The organism is Microcystis sp. M53598_WE2, from assembly GCF_030067735.1.
GTDB lineage: Bacteria > Cyanobacteriota > Cyanobacteriia > Cyanobacteriales > Microcystaceae > Microcystis > Microcystis aeruginosa.
Genome location: NZ_JASJFE010000378.1, coordinates 1 through 1,825 on the forward strand (window position 1 = coordinate 1; position 1,825 = coordinate 1,825).

General features: G+C 44.1%; 2 protein-coding genes. One reads left to right on the forward strand and one right to left on the reverse strand.

The genetic code is table 11. From position 1 onward, the window contains the following. Nucleotides 1-384 precede the first annotated feature (384 nt). The gene (locus PX636_RS08195; protein ID WP_012264931.1) at nt 385-780 is read left to right on the forward strand and encodes a hypothetical protein; all 396 of its coding nucleotides are present in this window, start codon (nt 385-387) and stop codon (nt 778-780) included. A gap of 465 nt (nt 781-1,245) precedes the next feature. Here the strand turns inward: PX636_RS08195 and PX636_RS08200 are convergent, their stop codons facing one another. Continuing rightward, nucleotides 1,246-1,638 (reverse strand): hypothetical protein, encoded by a 393-nt coding sequence (locus tag PX636_RS08200; protein WP_002798686.1) that lies wholly within the window; start codon nt 1,636-1,638, stop codon nt 1,246-1,248. Nucleotides 1,639-1,825 lie beyond the last annotated feature (187 nt).

Below are 1,825 nucleotides of genomic sequence, written 5' to 3' on the forward strand. Positions count from 1 at the left end.
ATTTTCAGGGAAAAAGTACCTGAATTTTCCCCCCAATCACTCCAATGGTCGGCACTTTTTGAGGGAAAAAAAGTCTAAAAACCTTATCCAACAAGGTTTTTAGATTTATTCAGCAAACCCTAAATAATCTAGAGACGTTGTCAGCAACGTCTCTAGCAGTTTTTGCCCTTGTTTGCGTCGGGGTTTCTCGTTCTTGATTTTTGTTAATTTTTGTAAATTTAACTTGTTTTTAAAACCTTTTTCTGTCAGGGATTATCCAAAGAAAAATAGATGAAAGAGGCAAATCGTCAAGAGAATAATCTTGTTTGCTGCCTGATCCCGGTCAATGATAAATTTTAAAATACCTAGTCTTTTACATTTTCCCAACTCTCGGAGTGATCCCCGATGTTAAAAAATCTCTTTGGTGGCAAAAAATCTGACTTTTACCTAGAACTAAAAGAAACCGATGGTGAACAAAAAGCGACAGCAACCACGGCAGCAGCCGCGCCTGTTGTGGAAGCGCCCGCCCCTGCTGTGGAGTCTGCTGCCGCCCCTGTAGCCGAGAAAAAAGCGAAAAAAACTTCTGTTAAGAAAGAAAAGCAAGCAAAAGAAACTCCCGCCGCTCCTGTGAGCGCACCGGCCCCCGTAGCCCCCACTAACGGTAAAGTAGAGCCGCAAGAAGTGGAATTTGCGACAAAATACTTGATTACTCCTAGTATGTCTCGCCGTCGCCCTGGTCCAAGTTTGAATGGTTTCAAAGACATGGCGCGCAAAGCGAAACTACCTGCTAACCGCGGCTAAATCCCCCCCGGATTGCTTTCTCAAAAAAAAAGGAGAGCTTTCTTTGACTCTCCTTTTTCATCAGGGTGCATCTACTGACTCAAGTTTAGCAGAGAGTCTTTTTAGGGTTGGTTATTTAGGTTACTCCCTAGAGTATTTTGGGGATAATTAGGGCCTGCTGAAAAAGTTTTTCGTGGGGACAGGGTGTGGGGTGTGGGGTGTGGGGTGTAGGTTTTTACCGATTCTCATCTGGTCAATTACCTAATTTTCAGAGAAAAAGTCCTGGAATTTTCCCCCCGCTCCCTCCAATGGCTGGCACTTTTTAAGGGGAAAAAAGTCTAAAAGTCTTACCCAACAAGGTTTTTAGATTTATTCAGCAAAGTCTAATTATCACCTGTCTTTTTGGGCAATTTTTAAAACCTAGGACTAGGTTGGCTGGTGGACGGGTGCAAAATCAGCATTCATATTCTTGATTCGGCAACGCCATTAGGGATTAACTTTCGCCGCTCGGATTAGCCAACCGATTACCCCACCCGTAACACCACTGAGGATCGAACTGAGCGAAGCGGTGATCACCACTACCCCGATCTGTTTCCAGTTTTTCAATTCTCCGACTTTTTCGGCGAGATCGGTGGTTTTTCCCGCCGCGTTCTCTATAACTTTAACTCGATCGCTTAAACCCTCTATCTTCGCGTCTAGGGTTCGGATATCGCCTTTAATTTCCGACTGCCCTAACTCTAAATTCTTCTGTCCGTTTTCTATGGTGGTTAGTCGGTTTTCCATGGTGGTTAGTCGGTTTTCGATCGCTTTTTGTCCGTTGGCAATGCCGATAATTAAATCCTCCAATCTTTTTAAATCTTTTTCAGTGGCGGCTGTCATCAGTTAAACTCCTCTTAGTTGAATTTTTCTTGCCCCGATTCGATACTTTATTGATTGCGGATAACTTTCTCATCGGAAATTTTGGGTCTGAAACCCCGCCGTTCTAGGTTGGCTTTACGTTAGAATTAAAAGGCCAGTCTCGAAAACCAAGTGGACGGCGCAGCACCTTGAAAACTCGGCTTAGGGG

Coding starts and splice junctions, on each gene's coding strand:
- PX636_RS08195 (WP_012264931.1), top strand. CDS start 385: ATGTTAAAAAATCTCTTTGGTGGCAAAAAATCTGACTTTTACCTAGAA.
- PX636_RS08200 (WP_002798686.1), bottom strand. CDS start 1,638: ATGACAGCCGCCACTGAAAAAGATTTAAAAAGATTGGAGGATTTAATT.